At 72.5% G+C, this 23,296-nt stretch carries 21 protein-coding genes and 1 pseudogene; 12 read left to right on the top strand and 10 right to left on the bottom strand.

What is annotated here, in order from left to right:
• Window positions 1-147 precede the first annotated feature (147 nt).
• Both BU197_RS02245 and BU197_RS02240 read left to right on the top strand, forming a co-directional pair.
• The gene (locus BU197_RS02245; RefSeq protein WP_188266434.1) at window positions 148-630 is read left to right on the top strand and encodes a hypothetical protein; all 483 of its coding nucleotides are present in this window, start codon (window positions 148-150) and stop codon (window positions 628-630) included.
• A gap of 16 nt (window positions 631-646) precedes the next feature.
• Window positions 647-1,417 carry a hypothetical protein gene (locus BU197_RS02240; RefSeq protein ID WP_188266433.1) on the top strand — a complete coding sequence of 257 codons (771 nt, stop codon included), beginning with the start codon at window positions 647-649 and terminating at the stop codon, window positions 1,415-1,417.
• Between the two features lie 30 nt (window positions 1,418-1,447).
• Here BU197_RS02240 and BU197_RS02235 read toward each other — a convergent pair whose 3' ends face one another.
• Both BU197_RS02235 and hpaH read right to left on the bottom strand, forming a co-directional pair.
• On the bottom strand, window positions 1,448-2,236 hold the full coding sequence (locus tag BU197_RS02235) for an HpcH/HpaI aldolase family protein (protein WP_188266432.1): 789 nt from the start codon (window positions 2,234-2,236) through the stop codon (window positions 1,448-1,450).
• The gene (gene hpaH / locus BU197_RS02230; RefSeq protein WP_188266431.1) at window positions 2,233-3,060 is read right to left on the bottom strand and encodes a 2-oxo-hept-4-ene-1,7-dioate hydratase; all 828 of its coding nucleotides are present in this window, start codon (window positions 3,058-3,060) and stop codon (window positions 2,233-2,235) included. Before hpaH ends, BU197_RS02235 begins: the two co-directional genes overlap by 4 nt.
• Window positions 3,061-3,168: 108 nt before the next feature.
• On the opposite strand from hpaH, the gene BU197_RS02225 reads away from it, so the two are divergent.
• Entirely contained in the window at window positions 3,169-3,762 is a 594-nt protein-coding gene (locus tag BU197_RS02225; protein WP_188266430.1) for a MarR family winged helix-turn-helix transcriptional regulator, read from the top strand.
• On the opposite strand, the gene BU197_RS02220 is transcribed toward BU197_RS02225, so the two are convergent.
• On the bottom strand, window positions 3,732-4,403 hold the full coding sequence (locus BU197_RS02220; RefSeq protein WP_188266429.1) for a flavin reductase family protein: 672 nt from the start codon (window positions 4,401-4,403) through the stop codon (window positions 3,732-3,734). The genes BU197_RS02225 and BU197_RS02220 overlap by 31 nt on opposite strands.
• Window positions 4,404-4,425: 22 nt before the next feature.
• Window positions 4,426-4,878 (bottom strand): VOC family protein, encoded by a 453-nt coding sequence (locus BU197_RS02215; RefSeq protein WP_188266428.1) that lies wholly within the window; start codon window positions 4,876-4,878, stop codon window positions 4,426-4,428.
• Between the two features lie 306 nt (window positions 4,879-5,184).
• Between BU197_RS02215 and BU197_RS02210 the strand changes: the two genes are divergently transcribed.
• The 3 genes from BU197_RS02210 to BU197_RS02200 all read left to right on the top strand — a co-directional run bounded on the left by BU197_RS02210 (window position 5,185) and on the right by BU197_RS02200 (window position 10,271).
• Complete coding sequence (locus BU197_RS02210) at window positions 5,185-6,912, top strand: arginine decarboxylase (RefSeq protein ID WP_188266427.1); 1,728 nt, start codon at window positions 5,185-5,187, stop codon at window positions 6,910-6,912.
• A 443-nt stretch (window positions 6,913-7,355) separates the two neighbouring features.
• Entirely contained in the window at window positions 7,356-8,969 is a 1,614-nt protein-coding gene (locus tag BU197_RS02205) for a class I adenylate-forming enzyme family protein (protein WP_188266426.1), read from the top strand.
• Window positions 8,970-9,221: 252 nt separating this feature from the next.
• Window positions 9,222-10,271 carry a DMT family transporter gene (locus tag BU197_RS02200; protein ID WP_188266425.1) on the top strand — a complete coding sequence of 350 codons (1,050 nt, stop codon included), beginning with the start codon at window positions 9,222-9,224 and terminating at the stop codon, window positions 10,269-10,271.
• 106 nt (window positions 10,272-10,377) lie between these two features.
• Here BU197_RS02200 and BU197_RS02195 read toward each other — a convergent pair whose 3' ends face one another.
• Window positions 10,378-10,980 (bottom strand): ScbR family autoregulator-binding transcription factor, encoded by a 603-nt coding sequence (locus BU197_RS02195; protein ID WP_188266424.1) that lies wholly within the window; start codon window positions 10,978-10,980, stop codon window positions 10,378-10,380.
• Window positions 10,981-11,100: 120 nt separating this feature from the next.
• Between BU197_RS02195 and BU197_RS02190 the strand changes: the two genes are divergently transcribed.
• The 3 genes from BU197_RS02190 (at window position 11,101) to BU197_RS02180 (ending at window position 13,967) form a co-directional block, all read left to right on the top strand.
• A complete protein-coding gene (locus BU197_RS02190; protein ID WP_188266423.1) occupies window positions 11,101-12,195 on the top strand; it encodes a ScbA/BarX family gamma-butyrolactone biosynthesis protein in 1,095 nt (364 codons plus the stop codon).
• A gap of 66 nt (window positions 12,196-12,261) precedes the next feature.
• A complete protein-coding gene (locus tag BU197_RS30160; RefSeq protein ID WP_223182767.1) occupies window positions 12,262-12,792 on the top strand; it encodes a LysR family transcriptional regulator in 531 nt (176 codons plus the stop codon).
• Entirely contained in the window at window positions 12,789-13,967 is a 1,179-nt protein-coding gene (locus tag BU197_RS02180; protein WP_188266422.1) for an HAD family hydrolase, read from the top strand. The genes BU197_RS30160 and BU197_RS02180 overlap by 4 nt, the downstream gene beginning before the upstream one ends.
• Window positions 13,968-14,245: 278 nt before the next feature.
• Here BU197_RS02180 and BU197_RS02175 read toward each other — a convergent pair whose 3' ends face one another.
• Entirely contained in the window at window positions 14,246-14,848 is a 603-nt protein-coding gene (locus tag BU197_RS02175; protein ID WP_188266421.1) for a TetR family transcriptional regulator, read from the bottom strand.
• 313 nt (window positions 14,849-15,161) lie between these two features.
• Here BU197_RS02175 and BU197_RS31185 point away from each other — a divergent pair, with 313 nt between their 5' ends.
• Window positions 15,162-16,454, top strand: a complete 1,293-nt coding sequence (locus tag BU197_RS31185; RefSeq protein ID WP_317452078.1) for an acyl-CoA dehydrogenase family protein — start codon at window positions 15,162-15,164, stop codon at window positions 16,452-16,454.
• Window positions 16,455-16,694: 240 nt separating this feature from the next.
• On the opposite strand, the gene BU197_RS02165 is transcribed toward BU197_RS31185, so the two are convergent.
• Together BU197_RS02165 and BU197_RS02160 are read right to left on the bottom strand one after the other, a co-directional pair.
• Window positions 16,695-17,024: an NHLP-related RiPP peptide gene (locus tag BU197_RS02165; RefSeq protein WP_188266419.1), complete on the bottom strand. Its 330-nt coding sequence runs from the start codon at window positions 17,022-17,024 to the stop codon at window positions 16,695-16,697.
• A gap of 32 nt (window positions 17,025-17,056) precedes the next feature.
• Window positions 17,057-17,389: an NHLP-related RiPP peptide gene (locus BU197_RS02160; RefSeq protein WP_188266418.1), complete on the bottom strand. Its 333-nt coding sequence runs from the start codon at window positions 17,387-17,389 to the stop codon at window positions 17,057-17,059.
• Window positions 17,390-17,536: 147 nt separating this feature from the next.
• Here BU197_RS02160 and BU197_RS02155 point away from each other — a divergent pair, with 147 nt between their 5' ends.
• Window positions 17,537-18,949, top strand: coding sequence for a putative peptide maturation dehydrogenase (locus BU197_RS02155; RefSeq protein ID WP_188266417.1), 1,413 nt, complete (start codon window positions 17,537-17,539; stop codon window positions 18,947-18,949).
• Window positions 18,950-18,957: 8 nt separating this feature from the next.
• On the opposite strand, the gene BU197_RS02150 is transcribed toward BU197_RS02155, so the two are convergent.
• Both BU197_RS02150 and BU197_RS02145 read right to left on the bottom strand, forming a co-directional pair.
• Window positions 18,958-19,353: a GNAT family N-acetyltransferase gene (locus tag BU197_RS02150; RefSeq protein WP_188266416.1), complete on the bottom strand. Its 396-nt coding sequence runs from the start codon at window positions 19,351-19,353 to the stop codon at window positions 18,958-18,960.
• 274 nt (window positions 19,354-19,627) lie between these two features.
• Window positions 19,628-22,123: an FtsX-like permease family protein gene (locus BU197_RS02145; RefSeq protein WP_188266415.1), complete on the bottom strand. Its 2,496-nt coding sequence runs from the start codon at window positions 22,121-22,123 to the stop codon at window positions 19,628-19,630.
• Between the two features lie 344 nt (window positions 22,124-22,467).
• Here BU197_RS02145 and BU197_RS02140 point away from each other — a divergent pair.
• Window positions 22,468-23,238 (top strand): annotated as a pseudogene (locus BU197_RS02140) (TIGR03084 family metal-binding protein); the annotation flags it as partial.
• Window positions 23,239-23,296: the final 58 nt, after the last annotated feature.

Raw genomic sequence — 23,296 nt, 5'->3', positions numbered from 1 at the left:
CGGGCCCTCAGGGACGCCGGGGCCCTTAGGGGCGTCAGGGACTCCGGATTCACCCTTCGAACGTGAATCCCCTAGGGGGAGGGGCGGGGAGCGGGGGCGGCGCGGGCAGGATCCGGGCACGTGTCTTCCGCTTTCTGGAGGTCCCCTGTGCGTGCTCGTCCTGTCGCCTCGCGTGTGCTGTGCGTGGCGCTCGCCACCGTGCTCTCCTGGTCGGTCCCCGCGTGGGCGTCCGACGGAGACCAGCCGTCCGTCACCACCACCTCCACTCGGGAGACCGGGGTCGGGGTCTTCTTCACCGCCGGTGACCGGGTGCACATCTCCAGCACCCCGCCGATCACCGCCTCCGCCCACGGGTGGTGGATCGATCCGGACGGCGGCAGCGCGAAGGCGAAGGTCACCGTCGAATTGCAGGTGGAGAAGTCGGGGGGCGGCTGGCGTACGGTCGCCACCGGCTCCAAGACCGTCAAGCAGGGCGGCGGCAGCTCCCGACGGGCCAACGCCCGCAAGACCTGTGTGGGCGGCGCGCAGACGAAGTGGCGCAGCCGGGTGGACGTCGACATCATCGGCGAGGCGGATACGCCGGAGAAACTGGTGACTCCGACGCAGGTCCTCGCCTGCGGAGCCGGTTGATCCCCAGGGGGAAAACATGGGCGTGGCGCCCGCCTCGGCGAGTCCGACGATGACCGTCGCCGTCCACGGGGTGCACACACCGCACCCCTGGCTCGACGAGGTCGTCGCCGCGCACGACCTGGACGAGGACCTGTACAGCCTGGCGGTGAAACGGGCCCTCGCGTACGGGTGGAGTACGACGCTGCTGGGCGCGGGCGCGCTGGACGGCGAGCGGTGGGGGTTCGCCGACGCCGGGGGCGACTGGTCACGGGACGGGAAGGAACGGCGGCTGGCCTGGCTGACGGGCTACCCCGCCGTCGGGCTCCGCTCGCAGCTCCTGCCCGTCCTGCCCATGGCCCGGGTGCTCGCCGACGCCCTCGCGCGCGTCGGCGACCTCCGCTTCACCCGGCTCGCGACCCGCCTCCCCCTGGGGCTCGCCCCTGACGCCCGCTTCGCCCTGCGCTCGGACGCCGACTGGTACGCCCTGTCGGCCCCGTCCGCCGCCACCCGCGTCACCGTCGAGACCACTCCGGGGGAGCCCGTGGACCCGCAGGAGCTGCGCGCCCTGGTGACCGCGCGGGCACACCGGGTCCTCCGGGTGGAGGACCCGGAACCCGTAGGGGAAGGCGGCGCCGTCGATCCCGTAGGGGAAGGCGGCCCGCGCCGGGTGGTGTTCACCGCGGTCGCGCCGGAGTGGACGGTCGACGCGGGCGCCTGGATCACGCTCGTCGTCTCCGACGCGCTACGGGCGCTGGGGGCCCGCTCGACGGCGGAGATCGAGGTCGGCCGCGTCGCCCCGGAGCGCTGACCGGACCACCGTGTGGTGCGCGTCGGACGTTCAGTACACGGCGGGCCGGGCGGGCCGCTCGGCGGTCCGGTGGGCGCTCAGGAGCTGCGCGCCCCCTCGGGTGAGCAGTCCGACGTCGGTGCCCACGGCGATGAACTGGCAGCCCGCCGCCTTGGCGATCGTCGCGAGCCGCTCATTTCCGGCCAGGGTGCCCACGGGTTTGCCCGCGTGGTGCGCGCGTTGGGCCACGTACCGGAAGGCCGCGAGGACACCGGCGTGCGTCGGCTCGCCGAGATGGCCCATCGTCGCGGCGAGGTCGGACAGGCCGATGAAGATCGCGTCGATCCCCTCCACGGCCACGATGTCGTCGATCGAGGCGACGGCTTGCGGAGACTCGATCTGCGCGATCAGGAAGGTGCGGTCGTTCGCGGTCGACAGGTACTCCGTGTCCTGCCCCCAGCGCGACGCGCGCGCCAGCGCGCTGCCGACGCCGCGCGTTCCCTCCGGCGGGTAACGCGTGGCGGCGACCGCCGCCGCGGCTTGCTCCGGTCCGTCGATCATGGGCAGGAGGAGGGTGCGCGCGCCGATGTCGAGGTACCGCTTGATGGCCTCGGGCCGGGAGGTCGGCGGTCGCACCACCGGTACGGCGGGTGTCGCGGCGATCGCCTGGAGTTGGGAGACGACGGTCTGAAGGGTGTTGGGCGCGTGCTCGGAGTCGACCAGCACCCAGTCGAACCCGATGGTCGCGCAGAGTTCGGCCGTGTACGGGTTGGCCAGGCCGAGCCACAGGCCGAGCGACGGGCCTTCCCGGTCGGCCTGGAGGAAGGCGTGCTCGTTCATGCGCCTGCCCCTTCGGTGCGTGTGCCGAACCGGCACGCGAGGGAACCCAGCGGCCCGTAGTCGACGTGGAAGGTGTCCCCGGGGTGGGCGAAGACCGGGCGGGTGAACGATCCCGACAGCACCACATGGCCGGGTTCGAGCACGACGCCCCGGGCGGCCAGCCGGTTCGCCAGCCAGGCGACACCGGCTGCCGGATGGTTGAGCACCCCCGCGGCGACGCCGGTCTCCTCGATCACCGCGTTGCGGTAGCAGATCGCGCCGGCCCACCGCAGGTCGACGTCGGCCGGGCGCACCGGCCGTCCGCCCAGGACCACTCCGGCGTTGGCCGCGTTGTCGGAGATGGTGTCCAGCACCGTCCGGGTCCGGCCGGTGTCCCGGTCCTGCTGTTCTATGCGAGCGTCGATGATTTCGAGTGCGGGCATGATGTAGCGGGTGGCGTCGAGGACGTCCACGACGCCGCAGTTCGGGCCGGACAGTTCGGTGCCGAGGACGAAGGCGAGTTCCACTTCGACGCGGGGGACGATGAAGGAATCCATGGGGAGGTTCGCGTCGTCGGCGAAGAACATGTCGTCGAGCAGAACTCCGTAGTCGGGTTCGGTGATGTTCGACGACATCTGCATGGCACGGGATGTCAGGCCGATCTTGTGGCCCCGAACGCGTTGCCCGGATTCGGTTTTGATGGCCATCCACGCTTGCTGGATGGCGTAGGAGTCGTCGATCGTCATGTGCGGATACGACAGCGAGACCTGCCGGATCTGCTGACGCGTGATCTGCGCGTTCTCCAGTTGCTCGGCGACGTTCTGAATTTCGGCGGCGGTCAGCACTGCTGTCTGTCTCCGTTCGGTTCGTGGTTGTTTTCGGCGGTTCCCAGGGGCGCCTGGGCCGGTGCGCTGACGGCCCGGCAGTTACGGGGTGCGGCCTAGACTGGGGGAATGTCCTTGCCACAGAACAGCGCTTCCGGACGCCGTCGGCGGCCGTCGGGCACCCGTCGTGTCCAGCGGACGGCGGCGGAGGCGATGAGCCCGGTGCTGCGCGTGTTGTCGCGGTCCGCGCCGGACCGCGACATCAGCCCGGCCGCACTCGGTCTGACCATGCTCTGGGTGGCGGACGACGTGATCGCCGCGGTGAACCGCAGGCTGGACCGGCTCGGCATCTCGGAGAACAAGCTCGACGTCCTGATGATTTTCGCCGCGCAATCCGCCGAGGACGACACGTCGCGGGGAATGCGGCAGACACCCAGCGGGATCGCGGACTACCTCGGGATCTCCAAGGCCAGCGCCACCGGGGTGATCGACTGGCTGGAGAAGCGCGGGCTCATCGCCCGGACCCGGCAGGTCCAGGACCGCCGCAGCACGCCCATCGAGATCACGCCGACCGGCGAGGACTTCGTGGCCGACGCGGTACCGGTTTTCGAGGACGCGTGCCGGGATCTGGTCTCCACGCTCGACGACCGCGACCGCGAGGACTTGCAGCGCATCCTCGGCAAGCTGTGGGTTCACCTCAAGGACCCCGACTCCGGTTCCTGAGGGTCCGGCGAAGACGCGGTCGGATGTGATCCGTCGGCCGGGATCCCGGGAACACGGAAAGGCGTGGTGGTGGTCGTGTACCAGCCGCCGCCGTGCATCCGTCCCACGAGGTTCATCCGCGCCGCGTCGATGTATCCGCGGTCCGGGTTGAGGATCACGTCGTCCCTGACATGGGCGTAGACGATCTCGCCGATCAACAGATTGCGGCCCTGGCCGAGTTCGACGGTGCGCGTGTAGGTGCATTCCAGTGAGACCGGACTGCGCGCGATGCGCGGCGGACCGACGGCGTGCGACGGGATCGTCGCGAGGCCCGCCTCGGCGATTTCGTCGACGTCCTCGGCGAATTCGACGGCGGTGACGTTCATCGCCCCGAGCAGTTCTTCACTGACCAGATTGATCACGAAATCGCCGGTTTCGACGATGTTGCGGGCGGAATCCTTCGGGCGTTCTTCGCGGTTGCCTATTCCGAGCACCACGACGGGGGGAGTCCCCGATACCAGGTTGAAGAGGGAGAAAGGCGCCGCGTTGAGCCGGCCGCGCGCGTCCACGCTGGTGACCCAGGCGATCGGCCGGGGAACGATCAGCGAGGCCAGCAGGTTGTAGCGCGGCTTGACGGCCATGGCGGCGATGTCGAAGAGCATGGTGATTCTTCCGAGTGAAGCGTCAGTCGGCGGGACCGGCCGGCGCGGGGCGCTGGCTCTTGCGGCACCGGCACGACCCGAGCTGGTGGATCTCCACGAGGTTGTTCGCGGGGTCGCGCAGGAAGAGCTGCTTGAGGTTCGGCGAGGCGACGTTGTCGAGCGTGAAGTAGTCCACGCCGAGGCGCTTGAGTTCTTCCTCGGCTTCCAGGACGTCGTCGACGGCCAGCGCGATGTGGTTCTCCACGGGGTCTTTGCCCGGCCCCTGGCTGTACGGCGACGGCCCGTCGCTGCCCAGCAGGTGGATCTGCACATCGCTGGGGATGTCCAGGAAGTAGCCGTGGATGCCGGGAATGTGCCACCGCCCGGCGTCCTGCGTCAGGCTGAGTACGTCGCGGTAGTAGTCGCGCGCCGCATCGGCGGTCGCGCTGCCCATCCCCAGCCCGATGTGGTGAAGCTCGCGAATCTGAACAGCCATCCTCACTGCCTCCGAAGACTATTTAGTAAGGTACCCGTACCATCTGGCACACGTACCATCCCGTGTGCCGAGTAGCGCTGTCAAGGGCGCGGCGACGGCGAAACGCCGAAGGCGGCCGCCTCGTGGATCCGCACTCCCGGTCCCGCCCCGCCCCGGTCGTGCACCCTCGATCGCGCCCCCGCCGCGCCCCGCGCCCCCCGTCGCCCTCCGTCATCACTCCTGGTCCGGAAGGCGTCCTCGTTCCGGCTCCATCAGGCTCGCTGATTACAGTTGATACCTTCACGAAGGTTTTTATTTCATAGCTCCATGACCGCATCCACCAGCTCCACTCCGGAGCCGGCCCCTCGGCCGGCTCGCTCCGGGGCCTACCCGGACGGCAGGACCACACCCCTCGCTGACGCCGTGCTCGCAGTCGCCCGTCGTGACATCGCCACGTTCCACGCGCTGCCCCTCTCGCACGGCCGGTCTATCCGCGACTCCCACATGAGGGAGACCTACGAGGCGCTCTTCGGCGCCGCGCAGCTCGCGGCCGACGTGTCCTACAGCGGCACGATGCTCGACTCCTTCTTCCGGCCCAGGGGCCCGCTCCGGGAGGCCCAGCGTCTCGCCGCCCGCAGCTTCGGCGCCGACGCCACGTTCTTCCTCTCCGCCGGCACCAGCACCGCGAACCGGGTCGCCCTGACCGCGCTGACCCAGCCCGGCTCCCGGGTCCTCGCGGACCGCTCCTGCCACCAGTCGGTGCACTTCGCCCTCAACTCGCTCGGTGTCAGCGTCTCGTACGCGCCGATGCAGAACTGCTGCGACCAGTGCCCCCGCACCTACGCCGACCTCCCCAGGCTCCTGGAGATGTTCCGCGCCGCCGCCGTCGAGGGCCGCCCGTACGACACCGTCGTGCTCTCCGCCGTCTCCTACGACGGCGTCCGCTACGACCTCCCCACGGTCCTCGCCGAGCTGGCCTCCGTCCACCCCGGCGTCTCCGTCCTCGTCGACGAGGCCTGGGGCGCGGCCCACCGCTTCCACCCCCGGCTGCGCCCGCTCACCGCGCTGCACGCCGTCGAGACGCTCCGCGCCGGAGACCCCCGGTTCGACATGAACGTCGCCGTCACCCACTCCGCGCACAAGTCGATGTCCGCGCTCCGCCAGGGCTCGTACCTGCACCTCATCGGTGACGGAGAGGCCCGCGAGCGCACCGCCCAGGCACTCTTCCAGCACCACACCACCTCGCCCAGCTGGCCCGTACTCGCCAGCCTCGACCTGGCCCGGCTCCAGGCCGAGACCGAGGGGGAGATGCTGCTCGGGCGCTCCCTGGGCCTCGCCCGCACCCTGCGCGTCGAACTCGCCACGGACCCGCGCCTCTCCGCGTACCGCCCGCTGGGACCCGACGGGCACCTCACCGACGCCGAGCAGCTCGTCAGCGACGACCCCACCCGGGTCCTCGTCGACATCAGCGCCCTCGGGATCACGGCGGCGGACTTCCGCCGGATGCTCTTCGACGAGTACGCGCTGTACGTCGCCCGGGAGAGCGGCGACGCCGTCCTCTTCCACATCCACATCGGTGTGGACGAGGCGACCCTGCTCCGGCTCCTCGACGCCCTGCGCACCATCCAGCGCACCTACCGCAGCGCCTCCGCCGCGCTCGCCGCGGGCACCTCCGAGCACTTCATCATCGCCTACCCGCCCGGCATCCCCATCACGGTCCCCGGCGAGAAGCTCTGCGAGCGGACGCTCAGTCAGATCGACTCGCTGCGGTCCAGCGGCTGCGAGATCTACACCCTGCGCAACCCGACCGCCTCGGCGGGCGATCCGGCCGCGCGGGGCGCCGCGACCGGCGGGGTGCCGCTCACGGCCGACCTGGCGGTGCCGCTCACGGCCGAGCTGACGGCCGAACTGACGGCGGGGCTCGGCGGGCTGACCGCCGAACGGCTCGCCGCCACCGCGGCGGCCGTCTCGGCGGCGGCCACCACCGCCGCCACGGTCACGGCGGCGGCCAACGCCACCGCGGCCGTCGCAGCGGGCGCCACCACCTCCGGCTGACCCCGGAACCGGATGGCCCCTGAACCGGATGGCCCCGGACCCGGCTGACCCCGGACCCGGCTGACCTCCGGGACCGGACGACCCCGGTACCGGCTGACTTACGAACTAGCCGATTGCCGGAGTCAGTTGACCCAGGAATCCGGCTGACCCCGGAGCCCGGCTGACCCCCGGAGCCCGGCCGACCTCGGGACCCGATTGACCCCGGACCCCGGCTGACCCCCGGACCCCGGACCCGCACCCCTAAGGGCCCCACCCCCTAGGGCACCCGCACCCGCACCCCTCCCCGTACCGCATCCCCCCACCGCACCTCTGGAGCCACGCCCCACGCCCCGCGCACCCGCACGCGCCCCACGCACCACGCCCCCCTGCACGCGCCCCACGCACCCCGTACGACCTCCCCGGCTTCGTCCTCCCCGCACCTTTCGACTTCAGGAGCTCTCTCCATGATCAAGATCGCGGACATCCGCAAGCACGCCACCCGTTGGCCGCAGCGCATCGCCGTCGTCGACGGTGAGACCCGGATGACCTGGGCCAGCTTCGCCGACAAGGTCAGCCGGGTGGCCTGCGCCATCCAGGACCTGCTGCCCGAGACGCGGCCCGCGCGAGCCGTCTTCCTCGCCGAGAACAGCTGGGAGCTGGTGGTCTCCATGGCCGCCGTCAGCTCGCTCGGCATCCCCTGCGTCGGCCTCGACTACACCGCCGGGACCGTCGCCACCGCCGCCGCGCTCGACCAGCTGGAGCCGACCGTCGTCATCACCTCCAAGGCCCACCGGGCCCTCGTGGAGGAGTGCGGCTGGCCGGGCGGCCGGGACATCCTGGACGTCTTCATCGACAGCGAGCCCGCCGACCTGCCCGACGGCAAGACCGTCTCGGTCAGCTTCACCGACCTCCTCGTGTCGGCGCCCGGCGACCCGCAGCCGGTGGAGCAGCCCTTCGAGGCCTTCTCCTTCACCTCCGGCACCAGCGGCGTGCCCAAGATGGTCGTCCGGCGCACCTCCTTCGAGGCCCGTAGATTCGCCGACCTCGTCGACCAGTACGCCTTCGACGAGGAGGACGTGCACCTGGTGACCGTGCCGCTCTACCACGCCTCCGGGCCGGGCTGGGCGCGCATCTTCCTCACCCTCGGCGGCACCGTCGTCCTCGGCGCGCACGAGGACGCGGGGGAGCTGATACGGATCATCCAGGAGGAGGGCGTGTCGACCACCCTCATGGTGCCGCCCGTCCTCGCCCGGGTCGTCGCCCACCCGGACTCCGAGCACCTGCACAAGACGTCCCGGCTGCACTTCGTGCTCTCCGGCGGACGCCACCTCAACCGCTGGGTCATCAACAACGCCTGGGACCGGCTCGGCCCCGTCCTGCACCTCTACTACGGGACCACCGAGACCGGCGTGAACGTCATGATCGGCCCCGAGGAACTGCACGTGGCCCCCGCCCGCTCCGGCCGCCCGATGCCCGGCAACACCGTCGTCGTCCTCGACGCCGAGAACCGGCCCCTGCCCAAGGGAAGCCGCGGCCGGGTCGCCATAGCCAGCTACCAGCTGATGGACAGCTACGCGACCAGCGAGCCCGAGTTCATGACCCTCGACTACGGGGGGCGCACCCAGCGGTTCCTGCTCACCGGCGACAGCGGTCTCGTCGACGAGGGCGGGCGGCTCGAACTCACCGGACGCAACGACGGCGTCGCCAAGGCGGAGGGCGGCAAGCCGCTCGACGTCAACATCTTCGGGCTTGAGGCGGACCTGATGGACCTGCCCTGCGTCCGGGAGACCGCCGTCCTGCGGACCCGGCTCGCCGGTGCGGGCGAGGTCCTGATCGTGCCCTTCACCCCGGTCGCGCCCGAACGGCAGGAGAGCGGCTACCGGGCGGTCAGCGCCGCCTGCTCGCGCCGGGTGCCCTGCCTCCCGGCGTACGTGGTGCCGGTCGACGCCATCCCGTACAGCCCGACCGGAAAGGTCAGGGCGGCCCAGCTCCTGGAGTCGGTGCTGCCGCTGATCGACGTCCGCGCGACGGAAGCCCTCGTGGCCGCGGCGCGCGAGGCGGAGCCGGTCGGGGTCTGACGGCCCCCGGGAGGCCGGGGGCGGACGCCCGCACCCCCGGGCGGACGTCCACCCCGGCCCCCGGCCCCCGGACCGCCTTCCGGTCCCGGTCCGTCACCCCCCCCGTACCGCCACCGCACCGTCCCCGCACCACCCCCCCCGTAACACCCCGAACCACCCCTGTGCCTCCCCGCACACCCTTCCCGTGCCTCCCCGCACGACTTCCCGTACCTCCCCCAACTCCCAGCCGGCTCAGGCCTGACAGGAAGAGTCATGAACAGTCAGAACACGTACACGCGAGGCGTCCTCCTCTGCCTCCTGGCCACGGTGTCCTGGGGCGCGATGTTCCCCCTGATGGACTCCACCCTCCAGCACATCGACCCGTTCACCTTCACGGTCATGCGCTACACCATCGCCGGTGCGATGTTCCTGGTCTTCCTCCGGATGCGGGAGGGACGGGCGGGGCTGCGTCTCAAGGGCGAACGCATCGGCCTGGCCTGGCTGTTCGGCACCGCCGGATTCGCGGGCTTCCAGTTCCTCGTCTTCTTCGGCCAGGACCTGATCGGCGAGCGGGGCGCGCTCAACGCCTCGATCATGATGGCCACCATGCCCATGATGGGCTTCCTGGTGAACTGGGTGCTGCGCAAGGTCGTTCCGCCGAAGTTCTCGCTCGCCTTCATCGCGATGTCCTTCGTCGGCACCATCCTGGTCGTCTCCAACGGTGACATCGGCTCGCTGATCTCCTCCCCGAGGGAGGCGGGCGCCGACGCGCTGCTGCTCTTCGCCGCCCTGTGCTGGGTCGTCTACACCTCGGGCGCGGGCTTCTTCCCGGGCTGGTCCCCGATCAAGTACACCGCGATCACCACGGTCCTCGGTCTCGCCAGCGCCACCGTGATCACCGCGATCATCCTCGCCGCGGGCGGTGTCCCGGTCCCGACGGCGCACGCGGTCGGCTCGATCCTTCCCCAGCTCGCCTACATGAGCATCATCGCCGGCTTCGTCGGCGTCCTCGGCTGGAACTTCGGCAACCGCTACCTCGGCCCGCTCAACGGTGTCCTCTTCATGGACGTCGTCCCGGTGACCGCCTTCGTGATCTCCGCCCTGACCGGTGTCGTCCCGGCGGGCGTCCAGATCGTCGGTGCCGCGCTCACCGCGGCGGCGCTGGTCTTCAACAACCTCTACCTGCGCCGGATCGCGGCCAAGGCGACCCCGGCCCCGGCTCCCGCCCCGGCCGCCTCCCCGGCCCCCACCGTCTCCACCTCCACCTCCGCTTCCGGTTCCGCTTCGGCCCCGGCGCCCGTCGCTTCGGGCACCCGCTCCTGATCCCTCGCGGATCCGCCGAGCGTCCCTGAAACGCCTACGGCGTGGCCTCCCACCACCGGTGGGGGGCCACGCCGTTTCCCGTCCCTCGTGGTTGATACGCGGCCGGTCAGCAGCGCATCCCATCGAGGAGCACGGTGCGCAGTTCCTCGTACCGCTCGGGCAGGTCCTTGCGCCTGCTGAGGACGTCGGAGATGTGCTGCATGCCGAAGAAGGCGGCGACCAGGACCCGGGCGGCGGCGCGCGGTTCCACTCCGGCCCGCAGTTGGCCCGCGTCCCGGGCTTCCGTGATCAGCCGTCCGAGGTAGTCCTCCCAGCCGACGTACGGCTCGGGAAGCTCCGCGTCGATGAGGGCCCGCTCGATCTGGAGCCGGGCCCCCGCCTGGACGACGATGTCCCGGGAGAAGGCCCGCGTGACGGTGTCGAGCACGGCGGTGAGCGTGTCGAAGGGCTCCTCGTGGGTGCCCTCGGCGCCCTTGAGGATCTCGGGCCAGCGCGCGTAGTGCTCCTGTACGACGGCGACCGCGAGTGCCTCCTTGTTCGTGTAGTGGAAGTACACCGCTCCCTTGGTCATCTCGGCCCGTTCGGCCACGTCCTGGAGGGTCACGGTCGCGTACCCGCGCTCGGCGAAGAGTTCGGCCGCCGACCGGAGGATGTGGACCTTCGTTCGCCGGGCGCGTTCCTGCTTCGGCTCGCTTCTGAGTGTCGCCATGCTGTCCGCCTCTCTCGTTCCAACGCCTTGCAATATACATTCTCGAAGGTATATTTCTTGCTGCCGAGGGGCTGCGAAGGTTCCTCGTCACCGTGCTGACTCATCCTGAGGGGGGAACTGATGTCCACCGGTGTGCTTCAGAACGTATTGCCTCTTGAGCCTCTTGAGCGCTTGGAGTCCCTTGAGCCGCTCGAATCTCTCGATCCTCTTGAGCCCCTGGGGCCTCTGACGGCGCTGAAGTCCCGTGAGGCCCTGATACGCGAGGCCAAGCAGGGGATCGGCTACGACCGCACTGTCTCACGACGGCTCGTGCACCGCGCCTCCGTGACGGAGGTCTTCCTCACCGACTCCGTCATGGCGGGCGGCGACCGCTTCCTCGTCGGCGCCCAACTTCCCCGCAACCACGCGCTCTACCGCCCGGAGGGGACCGGGCAGGCCGACTTCATGCTCCTCGTCGAGGTCGTCCGGCAGGCCGGGATCTTCCTGAGCCACCGCCACCACGACGTGCCTCTCGGCCACCACTTCATCTTCAAGGCGCTGTCCCTGCGCATCGGCGACCCGGCCGCCCTCCGCGTCGGCGCGGGCCCGCTCCCGGTGGTCCTCGACGTGAAGGTCGTGACCCCGGAGGGACCGCGCAACCCGCGCCGCTTCGACGCCCGTTTCGACATGGTGATCGAGGTCGCGGGCCGGGAGTGCGCCCGCGCCTCCGCCTCGGTGACGGTGATCGACGGAGTACGGTACGCCCGCCTCCGGCAGCGCGGACGCAGCGCGGGGACCGGGACGCCCGCCCCCGCGACCGGCTCGCCCGTCCCGCCCGCCGAAGGCCGGGGCGTGCTCCGCCCCTTGTCCGGGAAGGGCAGCGGGGCGGCCGGTGCCCGCGAGTGGCGGCTGCACGTCGACACCACGCACCCCGGCTACTTCGAGCACCCCTCGGACCACGTGCCCGGGATGCTCCTCCTGGAGGCCTTCCGGCAGGCGGCCCTCCGCACCGGCAGACCCTGCGGAACGGACGGAGAGGCCCCCGCGGACCTCCTGGACTTCCCGGACGGCGCCCACGGCGCCCTGCTCTCCCTGGACGCCGACTTCGCCGTCTTCGGCGAGCTTTCCGAGGCCGTGACCATCGACGCCACGCCGACCGGCGACGGCCGGATCCGCCTCTCGGCCACGCAGGGCGAACGCGTCCTCGCGACGGGCCTGGCGCGCCGCGCCGGCTGACCCGCCCGACGGCCCGGCGCGTACGCACCACCCACGCAGCAGCAACCGAGGCAAGAAAGGCAGACGATGGAACTCCAGCACTTACGGGCCTTCCGCGAGGTGGCCCGAGAGCTCAGCTTCACCCGCGCGGCCCACAACCTGCACTACTCCCAGCCCGCCGTGACCGCGCAGATCAAGGGCCTGGAAGAGGACATGGGAGCCCCGCTCTTCCAGCGGCGCGGCAACCGCTCGGTGGAACTCACCCCGGCGGGCGTCCGGTTGAGGCCCCTCGCGGAACGCATCCTGGACCTGGTCGACACCGCCCAGGACGAGATCGCCGACCCGGTGCTCCGTGAGCGGAAGAGGCCCCGGCGGGCCGTGCCCCTGGGCGGCCGTACGCCCCTGGGCGGCGGCACCCCCCTGGGTGCGGGAGCGGCGCTCGGCGCCTCGTCGGTCGGCAGGGGCGCGTCGACCGTCGGAGGGGGCGCACCCATCGGCGGCGGTACGCCGGTCGGCGGCGGCGCGCCGCTGGGCGGTGGCGCGACGGAAGGCGGCGGACGGCTGGTCGCGAAGCGGCTGGGCAAGGTCCGGGTGAGCGGCAGTGGGGGAAGAGCATGAGCCTCGCTCCCGTCCGGGCCGCCTTCTTCGACGTCGACGAGACCCTGATCACCTGCAAGAGCATGGCCGGCCTCCTCGCCCGGTTCTGGGGGCATGACGAGCGAGCGGCCCGACGGCTCGCCACGGCACAGGCCTCGCTCCAGGACCAGATCCGCGCGGGGACGCCACGGGAGCAGGTGAATCGTTCCTTCTACCGCTTCCTCGCCGACAGCCGTCTCGACGAGCTGGAGGTCACCGGCCGCGCCTGGTACGCCACGGCCCGCACGGACGGCCTCTTCCACACCCCCGTACACGAGGCACTGCGCCGCCACGCACGCGCCGGCGACCTCGTCGTCCTCGTCTCCGGCGCCTTCTCCGCCTGTCTGGACCCGCTGGCCACCGAGGTCGGCGCGGACCTGGTGGTCTGCTCCGTCCCCGAGGTCACCTCGGAGGGACGTCTCACCGGGGAACTGATCGGCGCGCCGATGATCGGCGAGGCCAAGGCGGAAGCCGCCCGCCGGATCATGACGGCCTTCGGCCTCGATCCCGAGCACTGCCACGCCTACGCGGACGACGAAAGCGACCTGCCGCTGCTGCGCGCGGTCGGCCACCCGGTCCTGGTGGGCGAAGACCTCGCCTCCGCCACCGCCGCCGAACTGGCCACCTGGGGCAGACTCCCCGGACCGAAGACCGCCGGGGCGACCGGGCCCGCCGGGGCGACCAGGCCCGCCGGGGCTGTCGTGGCCGCCGGGGCGCCTGTGCCTGCCGTGGCCGCCGGGGCGCCTGTGTCCGTCGTGGCCGCCGAGGCTGTCGTGTCGACTGCGCCTGTCGTGGCTGCTGGGCCTGTCATGTCGACTGTGCTCGCCGTGGCTGCCGGAACCATCGCGGCGACCGTGCCTGTTGTGGCTGCCGGGTTTGGTGTGTCCGCTGTGTCTGCCGTGGCCGCTGGATCCGTCGCGGCGACCGTGCCCGTCATGGCTTCCGCGCCCGTCGTGTCCGTGCCGATCGTCTCCGTCTCGCCGGTGGCCGCGGTGGCTCTGCCCGTGTGTCCGTCCGTACGCGCTTCCGCATCGGCCTCTCGCGTGTCGGCTTCCGTCCCCGTGTCGGCCTCCGTCCCGGTGTCGGTGACCGTCTCCGTGTCCGTGCCCTCCGCCGTCGCGGTGAGCCGTCGGGTGAGAGAGCCGCAGGCGGCCTGAGGTTCGCCGCCGCCGCCCCGCCGCCCGGGGAGCCCCCTCCTGGGGAGCCCTCGCGCCCGGGGGAGCCGCCCGCGACCTCGACCCGGAGCCGCCGTCTTCCGGCTGCCGCCCCACCGGCCCGGCCGACGCCTTCCCCGCGCTCCGCGCTCCACGTCCCGTACCCCTAGGGGAAGACCCCGCCGCCACGGGGGCCACGGGGTCCGAATCCCTGGTACGTCTTTCCCGCGCGCGTCCTTCCCGTCGTACGTCTTCCGTCCGTACGCCGAGCCGTTCGCGTTCTACCGTCCGGCCGTTCCTCCGCACGTCGACCGGGAGGCGGTGGCGAGCGAGGGTTCGAGCACGTCCCACACCTCGCGTACGAGGGCTGCGGGATCGGTCGCGTCCGTCGCCGTCACCACGGCCGGGGCGCCGACCAGCAACGCGGCCACGAGCTGGGCGAGGAGGTCGGCCGGAAGGGTCTCGGCGACGGAACCCTCCTTCTGGCCCCTCCGGAGCAGGAGAGCCACCACCCCGCAGAGATGGGCGAGGTGGACGGGGACGGTCTCCTCGGCGCGAGCGGCGTCGAGGACCAGACGCAGCCCCGCGGCGAACGGCCGGTCCTTGTACAGCCGGTGCGCCAGCTCGACCAGTAGTCCGCGCAGGGCGGGCAGTGCCGCGTCCCCCTTCTCCGCCTCTTCGACGGCGGTGGCGAGGGCGTCGGCCCAGCCCGATTCGAAGGACCGGGTCAGCTCACCCGCGAGATCCGCCTTCGAGGAGAAGTGTCCGTAGAGGGCTCCCTTGGTCAGTCCGGTGCGGGCCGTGATGTCGGCCAGGTTCGTCCCCGCGAATCCGTGCAGGGAGAACTCGGCCGCCGCTGCTCCGATCACCAGGTCGTAGGTCATGCGGGCCCTGTCCTGTTGCCTCACCGAGCATCCGCCTCCCGTCGCAGTGTTCCGGCCCTCATGCAGTCGATGACGGCCTCTCAGAAAATACCTTCCGGACCGAATCTTTTTCTACTTGTCACAGCCTCGCATCACTACCGCCACTGAAGGAGCCCGCGTCATGAACGTCGCCACCTCGTCCGAGTCCGAGTCCGAGTTCGAGTCCGTGCCCCCGTCCGTGTCGCTGCCCCTGTCCCCGGCTCCCTCGCCGTCTCCCTCCCCGTCTTCGTCCCTGCCTCCCTCCCTGTCTCACTCCTCGTCTCCCTTTCCGGTCGTGCACGCGTCGCTCGCCGCCGGTTACGTCTACGCCGCCGCCACCCGGCATGCCGAGGAGACGGAGCGTTCCGGCAGGCTCCACCCCGAGGTGGTCGCCGCCCTGACGGACGCGGGGCTCGCCCGCCACTTCGTGCCCCGCCGCTGGGGCGGCACGGCCGGGACCTTCACCGGACTGCTCGACACCATCGCAGGGGTGGGCGCCGCCTGCGCCTCCACCGCCTGGTGCGGGGTGCTGCTCGCGGCCCACGGGCGGCTCGCCGCGCATCTGCCGGCCGAGGGCCAGCGCGACCTGTGGGGCGACTCGCCCGACACCCGTATCGCCGCCGCGGTCGTTCCCCCGGCGGGGCGGCTCACCCGTGTCCCCGGCGGTTGGAGGCTCTCGGGGGAGTGGGCGTTCGCGAGCGGGATCGAGCACGCGGAGTGGGTGCTGCTTGCCTCCCTCGACCACACGGGGACCGGCGCGCCCGCCTACCGGGTCCTCGCGGTGCCGCGCGAGCGGGTCAGGGTCAAGGAGACCTGGGACGCGGTGGGGCTGCGGGCCACCGGCAGCCACAGTGTGGTGATCGACGAGGCGGAGGCGGTCTTCGTGCCGGAGCGCCGCACGTTCCTGCGGGAGACCCTGATGTCCGGGGCGCGCGAGGCGGCGGAGCCCGGCCGCGCCCCCGCCCCCTGCCACCAGGTGCCGTATCCGCTGGTCGCCGCCCTGCTGTTCGCCGCCCCCGCGCTGGGTGCGGCGCGCGGCGCGCTCGACGCGTGGACCGTCCTCACGGGCCTGCGCCGCCTCCCCGACGGCCGTCCGCTCACCCAGGACCCGGTGGCGCAGCAGACCCTCGCCCGCTGCGCGGCGGAGATCGACGCGGCCTGGTTGCTGCTGCGGGCGGCGGCGGTCCGGGCGGACGAGTGGGGCGGGGCCGGCACTTCCGGAGGCACGGGGGTCGGATACGGCGCTGCTGCTGGTGCTGGTGCTGGTGCTGGTGCTGGTGCCGTTTCCGGTGTCGGTGTCAGTGGCGGGTCTGGGTCCGGGTCCGGTGTCGGGTCCGGTGTCGGGTCCGGGGGTGATGCCGGGGTGCTCGCCACCGCGCTCAACCAGCGGGATTCCGCCGTGGCCGTGGATCTGCTGGTCGGCGCGGTGGAGCGGCTCATGCGGTCCGGCGGGGCCCGGGGGCTCATCTCGGGCGGCGGGCTTGAGCGTGCCTGGCGCGATCTGCACGCGATAGCGGCGCACGCGGCCCTCCAGCCCGCTCCGGCGGCGGCGGCGTACGCGGCGACGGTCTTCCCCTCGGGGGCGTGAGGGGCGCGTGAGCGGCGCGTGATCCGGAGTGGCCCGGTGGCGGTCCGGTGGCGGTCCGGTGTGGGTGTACGCCCCCGAGTCACGCTGGGGGACGCCTCTGAGTCGCGCCGAGGGGCGCCCCTGAGCCCGCGCCAGGGGGCGCCCCCGAGCCCGCACCGGGGGCCGCCCCCGAGCCCGCACCGGGGGCCGCCCCCGAGCCACATCAGGGGCGGCCCCGCCCTCACGTGCCGACCGCCCGGGTCAGCCGGTGCGCAGGACCGCGTGCATCGCCCCCGCTTCGAAGGCGTGGGGGTTGGTGTGGCTGGCGTCCGAGGTCAGATGCGCGGTGAGGGCTTCGCGCGCGGCGGCGATGTCGCTCTTGCTCGCCAGTTCGTCGACGAGCAGACAGCGCAGCTCTGCGGCCTCCTTGAGGAGTGCCGGATCGGCGTCGAGACCGGCCTGGACCAGCGCCGTGTGGCGGTCGGCCGTGAACAGTGCCCGGAACGAGTCGTCGGTCGCGAGCAGTTCGAGCAGCCGATCGGCGACCCGGGGCGGGATGCGCGGCTTGGTGTCGGGTGTGGTCGATGGCATGGCGTCTCTCTCCGACAAGTCGGTGTGAAGGCTCAGTTGGAGCGCAGTGCCGCGTGTGTCGTCCCGACGTCCAGAAGGTGCGGGTTGTTGTAGGCGGCGTCGGCCATGAGGTGGGTGCGCAGCTCCGCGTGGGCGGCGGCGATGGTCTCCTTGTCGGCCAGTCGCTCCACGGTCAGGCAGTGGAGCGGCGAGGCCGCGCGCAGCTGTTCCTCGGTGAGGGAGCAACCGGCTTGGGTCAGGGCCGCGTGGCGGTTCTCCGTGAAGAGTCGGCGGAAGTGGTCGTCCGTGCTCAGCAGGTCGAGCAGACGATCGATGACATCGGTCGGAAGGTGCAGTTTCTCGGTCCCCGGTACCTGTGTCCGCATGGTAAAAACCATAGCCGCCCTACCAGTTGGCGCGGGAGTCCGTCCGGGGCATCGCCGATACCGTATTCCGCACGCCGGATCCGTACCCCCGTCGTCCGTCATCTGTCGTCCGCCATTCGTCGCCCGCCGTCTGCCGAACGGATCCCGATGCGTATTCGCCGTTGTGCCGTGCTGTTCCTCGAACCTCGCGAAGAGGTGGCCTTCGACCTGGAGTCACTGCTGACCGGAGGCGCGGGCCTGCGCCGCACCCGACGATGGCTGGCCTTGGCCGCGCATCTCGATGCGGAGGTCGAAGTAACGCTGGAACAGAGGGAGTTGCTGGGTCGGCTGAGTCCTGGCGAGTGGAGCGAGACGGACACGCTGAACGCCGGTGACGCGGCCCTGGTGCCCGAGCTGATCGACAGCGGCCTGGTGATCGCCGAGGAGGAGGGACACGCGGACGACCCCGTACGGGGCGACGAAGGGCGTACGGGGCACCCCGTAAGGGACGACGGCAGGCCCCGTACGGACGGTCCCGTAAGGGATGGCGGCGAGAGTCGTACGCGGCACCGTGAACGGGATGACGTCCTGCGTGCCGGGCACTGGTGGCCGCCCGCCGCGATGATGCACCGGCTCGCCCGCTGGGAGGGGCTGGACAGCGTCGTCAGCATGGAGGCCAACGAGCTGACCACCGCCGCCGACCTGCGGCGCAAGCTCGGCCCGCCGCCCCCGCACGTACGCGAGTACGGGGACGCGGACGACCGGGTGCCGCTGCCGCACGTCGAGGGCAACGCGTTCGACGCGATGCTGGCGCGGCGCGCGACCTGCCGCAACTTCGACGGCGAGCGGGCCCTGCCGCTCGCGCTCTGCGCGCACATGCTGCAACGCGTGTTCGCCGCGCGGGCGCGGGTGCGGGTCGACGACGACACCGTGTTCCTGAAGAAGAACACGCCCTCCGGAGGCGGTCTGCACCCGACCGAGGCGTATCTGATCGTGCGGAACGTCGAAGGTCTCGCCCCCGGTCTTTACCACTACCACCCCGTCGATCACGCTCTGACGCCCCTGCCCGCCCCCGCCGAACCGCTGGACCGGTTCGCGCTCCGGGCCCTGGCCGGTCAGCACTGGTTCTCCGACGCGCCCGTCCTCGCGGTCCTCGTGCCGAGGTACGCGCGCAGCTTCTGGAAGTACCGGCGGCACGCCAAGGCCTACCGCGCCCTGGTGCTCGACAGCGGGCACCTGTCCCAGACCCTGTACTTGAGCGCGACCGAACTCGGCCTCGGCGCCTTCGTGACCTCGGCGATCAACGAGGTCGATATCGAGCGGGGTTTCGGCCTCGATCCGCTGACCGAGGGCCCGTTGGCCGTCTGCGGCTTCGGCTGGCGCGCGCGGGAGATGACCACCAGCGAGTTCGACCCCGCTGAGGAGATTTGGCTGCACGGGGCGGAGACGGAGATGGAGGTAGAGGCAGAGGCAGAGGGCGGGGAGCGGACGGCACCTCCGGCTGGTGACGTGCCCGCTGACGCATCCGATGACGTGCCCGATGACGTGCCCGATGACACGCCCGGTAACGCGCTCGGGTAGCCCGTCGTTCAGAGCGCGATGAGCCCCGCCGCCGTCGGCCGGAACCCGCAGGTGTCGACGTAGAAGGAGCGCAGGTCGTCCTCGAAGTCGACGTGCAGCCAGTCGCATCCGGCGTCGCGGGCGTGCCGGACGGCCTCGGCGACGAGCGCGGCTCCGATCCCGGCCCTGCGGTGGTCGCCCGCGACCACGGTGTCGAGGACGAACGCGTGGACGCCGCCGTCCCACCCGACGTTGACGAAGCCCACGAGGTCGCCGGCGTCCCGCGCGCAGACCCAGCCGAGGCTGTGCCGCCGCACCCGGGTCAGCCAGTCGACGTCCGGGACCGGATGGCCGAAGCCCTCCGCGTGCAGGGCGTTGACGGCGCCGTTCTCGAAGCCGCCGCGCCACTCGTAGGTGATCGTCATGGCGGGAGCGTAGACGCCCGTAGGGGAGGGGCGGAGGGGACTTCCGCCCCCGCCCGGCCCCCGTGCCCTGTCAGGGACCCGAACCCTGTCAGGGACCCGAACCCTGTCAGGGACCCGAACCCTGTCGGGGACCCGAACCCTGTCAGGGTCCCGCACCCTGTCAGGGGCCCGAACCCTGTCAGGGTCCCGCACCCCGCCCGGTCCCGCCCCCCGTCAGGGCCCCACCCCTACAGGCCCCCGCAACCCCCGTCCCTCCCCCCTCCCCCATCCCCCCTCACTCCGCCCGCAGCGCGTTCACCACCACCATCCCCCGGACGCGCCGGGCGGGCAGGACCGAGGCGGCGATGCCCGTGAGGAGGGTGGCCGTCAGGATGCCGAGGACCATCAGGGCCGTACCGCCCGAGGAGGCGAGTGCTTCGAGCGGGGAGACGTGGCCGGCGAGGATCGAGCGGGCGGCCAGCGTCCCGTACAGCAGGCCGAGGACCGTCCCGGCGAGCGCGCCGGAGAGGGCGAGGAGCGCCGACTCCAGGGTCAGGACACGGCGCAGCTGTTCGCCCGCGAGGCCGATCGCGCGGAGCATCCCGAACTCCCGGGTGCGTTCCTCGACGGTGAGCATCAGGGTCGCGGCCACGCCGATCGCGGCGATGGCGACGGAGAAGCCGAGCAGGACGGTGACGACGAGCATCATCCGGTCGAGCGTGCCCCGGATGAGTTCGGCGTCGGAGCCGGTGTCGGCGACCCGGATCTCCGGGTGCGAGACGAGGGCCCGGTCGACGGCGGCGCGGGCCGTGTCGTGGCCGGTGTCCACCCGGGGGTTGAGCAGCACGGTGGAGACCGGGGCCGTACCGCCCGGTGCGAGCCGGTCGAAGGTGGCGCCGGTGACGTACAGGGTCGCCTCGGGGAAGAGCGAGGACGGCAGCACGGGGGCGCCGGGGACGAGGGCGAGCCGGGTCCCGGCGACGGTGACCTCCCGGGACCCGGCCGCGAACCCGAGGGCCTCGCCGTCCTTCAGGGCCCTGGCAGCCGCCATGCCCGGCGCGTCCGGGTTGAGCCCCGCCGGGTCGGCCGCCGCGACGACCGTCCGGCGCCCGTCGACGGTGACGGCGAGGGTACGGACCGGGGTGACGGCGAGCCCGTCGGTGGCGCGCAGCGCGGCGAGCGCGTCGGCGGGCACCCGTCCGGTGTCCGTGTCCAGGGCGAAGACGGCGGGCATACGGCTGGACAGCATGGTGTCCAGCCCGCCCTTCGCGGCGCCGATCGCGGTCACCGCGGAGACGGCGACGGTGACGCCGACGAGCATCGCGGAGGAAGCGGCTGCGGTCCGGCCCGCGTTGGCCCGCAACTGCTGTACGGAGATCCGGCCGACGGTCCCGAACGGGCGGCGCAGCACCAGACCGAGCAGTCCGACCACGGGCGGCAGGAGGTGGCGGGCGTACCGCAGGACGGCGAAGAAGGTGAGGATCGCGCCGACCGTCACCGCGAGCAGCGACAGCGCGGAACCGCCGAGCGCGCCGAGGACGAGCAGCCCGGCGCCGGTGGCCAGCATCAGGACGGAGACGGCCTCGCGGACCGCCCGGCGGCCCGGCTCGGGGAGCTTCGCGGCGCCGCTCGCGGCGAGCGCGGCGACGGGCGGGACGGCCGCCGCCGCCTTCGCGGGCTTCCGTACGGCCCACAGCGTGAGCAGCACCCCGAACATCCCGGCGAGCGCGAACGTCCAGCCGCCCGGCATGAGCGAGAGGCCCTCGGTGGAGTCGGAGAGGGCGAGCAGGGCGGTCCCGAGCGCACAGGTCGCGGCGCCCGCCGCGAGCCCGGCGGCGGAGGCGAGGACGCCGAGCAGCAGCCCCTGACGGCGGATGAGGGTGCGGAGTTGGTCGCGGTCGGCGCCGACGCAGCGCAGCAGGGCGAGCTGCCGGGCCCGCTGGGCGAGGACGACGGAGAAGGTGTTGGTGACGACCATGCGGGCCACGGCCATCGCGATGAGGACGAAGGAGAGCGCGGCGGTCAGCACGACCGCGTACATGGTCCCGGCGCTCCGTTTGGCCTGGTCGACGGCCCCGGCGTGGGTGTAGGCGGCCGTGTCGTCGCCGAGCGTCTTCGTGACGTCCCTGGCCACGGCGAGGTCGTCGGAGCCCGCGGCGATGGCCAGGTCCAGGTGGGTGGCGCGGAGGTCGGTCGCGTATGCCGTCGTCCGCGCGTACGGCACGCCGATCGCGGGCTGCCCGGCGAGGGCGTTCGAGGCGGAGGTGTCCAGGAGACCGGTGAGCCGCACGTCCGCCGTGCCGCTGTCGGCCTTCGTCAGACGTACGGTGCCGCCGACGCGGGCGCCGACCCGGTCCGCGCTCTCCCGGTCGAGGACCGCCTCGCCGGGGCCCTCGGGCCAGCGCCCCTCGTCGAGACGCTGCCAGCGGAGGGCGGGTTCGGCGGCGATCGAGGTGACCAGGGCCCGGTCGTCGAGCGGACGCCCGGAGGGGGCGATCACGTTGGCGTGGCCGACGAGCCGCTCCGCCACGGCTGTGACGTGCGGGACGCGGGCGGCGCGGGTGGCCGCGTCGGCGGGCAGGGCGGGGCCGTTCACCGGGACGACCTGCACGGGCGCGTCGCCGACGTCGGCGGCGGCGGACTGCTCGTAGGACTGGACGAGGGCGCCCGCGCCGCCGACGGACAGGACGAGGAAGGCGACCCCGACGGCGACGGCCGAACCGGTGAGGACGAGACGGCGCAGCTGGGCCCTGAAGTCCTTGAGGGTGAAGGTGAACAGTGACGACGACATGCCGACCACGCTAGGAGCGCGAGAGGGCCGGAGTCGGCCCCGCCAGGCACGATTCGGGGTCATCCCCTGGGGGCCCCGAGGGCGGTGCCGCGTACCTCTACGGGATGACCCGGAGGGGGAGGGGGAGGGGGAGGGGGGAGCGGACGGGGCGGGTACGCGAGCCAGTACGGGCGCGTGCCCGCGCGCGGCGGGCGCGGCGTGCCCGTACGGGACAGGCGCGGCGTGCCCGTACGGGACGGCCCGGCGCCGCAAGAAGTAAAGCAAGCACGCTTGATTGTTTATGGAGTCGCTGCCATGCTCCTCGCGAAGGCCCGAGACCGCCCGTCCCCCGAGGGGAGCGCCCCGTGTCCGACCCCGTCGTCCTCCTCGACGACCTGCGCGACGAGAGTGACGAACTCGACCGCCTCGTAGCCGACTTGAGCGAGGAGGAGTGGGCGGCCCCCACCCCCGCTCCCGGCTGGACCGTCGCCCATCAGATCGCCCACCTCGCCTGGACCGACCGCGCCGCACTCCTCGCCGCCACCGACGCCGAGGCCTTCGCCGCCGAGACCCGCAAGGCCCTCGCCGCGCCCGAACGCTTCGTGGACGAGGGCACGGAGGAGAGCGCGGGGCTGCCGCCCGCGAAGCTGCTCGCCCACTGGCGCACCGGCCGCGCACGGCTCCAGGAGGCCCTGCGCGCGGCGCCGCCCGGGACCCGGTTCCCCTGGTACGGGCCGCCGATGAGCGCCCCCGCGATGGCCACCGCCCGGCTCATGGAGACCTGGGCGCACGGACAGGACGTCGCCGACGCCCTCGGGGTGGTCCGGGTGCCCACCGCCCGGCTCCGGCACGTCGCCTGGATCGGCCACCGCGCCCGCGACTACGCCTTTCTCGTCCGGGGTCTGCCGCTGCCCGAGGGCCCGGTCAGGGTCGAGATCACCGGCCCCGGCGGCGAGCCGTGGGGGTACGGCCCCGAGGACGCCGCCGACCGGGTCACCGGTCCGGCCCTCGACTTCTGCCTCCTGGTCACCCAGCGCGTCCACCGCGCCGACACCGCCCTGACCGCCCACGGCACCGACGCCGATCGCTGGCTGGACATCGCCCAGGCGTTCGCGGGCCCGGCGGGGGAGGGCCGGGAGAAGGGGGAGGCCCGGAGGGACGGGGTACCTGACCCGTACGGGGTCCTGGATCCCG

Source organism: Streptomyces sp. CBMA291 (genome assembly GCF_014596525.1).
Taxonomy (GTDB): Bacteria; Actinomycetota; Actinomycetes; order Streptomycetales; family Streptomycetaceae; genus Streptomyces.
The sequence above is the reverse complement of the archived record's forward strand: the minus strand, read 5'-3'. Positions and strand labels throughout refer to the sequence as shown.